Here is a 507-nt window from a genome sequence, read left to right as displayed (position 1 = left end):
CACCAGCACCACCTCCCGGCCGCCGCGGGCCGCGAGCGCGGCGGTCAGCCCGGCCCCGCCCGGATGCCGACGGTCACCGGTGACGTCGACGACCGGGGCGGGCGCGTCCGGGGCCAGCCGGGTCGCGACCCCCTCGATGTCCTCGTCGAGCAGGACGTCCCCCACCACCACCAGCGGCTTCGGACCGGTCATGACATCCTCCCGGGGACGGCCGCCGCACTCCGCGCGAGGGGCGCGGCCACGGCGGCGTCGAAACACTCGCAGAGCAGGTGTACGGCGACCAGATGCGTCTCCTGGACGGTCGCGGTGCTGCCCGCCGCCACGCACAGTGCCTCGTCCGCGGCCTCCGCCAGCGGGTTCGGACCGGGCCCGGTGAGCGCCCAGACCCGCAGCCCGGCCCGCCGGCCCGTCACCGCCGCCGCGATCAGATTGGCGCTGCGTCCCGAGGTGGACAGCAGCACCAGCACGTCGCCGGGACGCCCGTGGGCGGTCACCTGGCGGGCGTAG

At 77.1% G+C, this 507-nt stretch carries 1 protein-coding gene and 1 pseudogene; both read right to left on the bottom strand.

Features of this window, described 5'->3' with window-relative positions; translation table 11 throughout:
* Positions 1 to 192, bottom strand: a pseudogene (locus B7767_RS43040) (D-beta-D-heptose 1-phosphate adenosyltransferase); the annotation flags it as partial.
* A partial coding sequence (locus tag B7767_RS43035; RefSeq protein WP_143653020.1) for an SIS domain-containing protein occupies positions 189 to 507 on the bottom strand: 319 nt, incomplete at its 5' end. The gene B7767_RS43035 and the pseudogene B7767_RS43040, both read right to left, overlap by 4 nt.

This window comes from Streptomyces sp. 13-12-16 (assembly GCF_002114215.1).
Taxonomy (GTDB): domain Bacteria; phylum Actinomycetota; class Actinomycetes; order Streptomycetales; family Streptomycetaceae; genus Streptomyces.
This window is presented reverse-complemented; position numbering and strand designations above follow the sequence as displayed.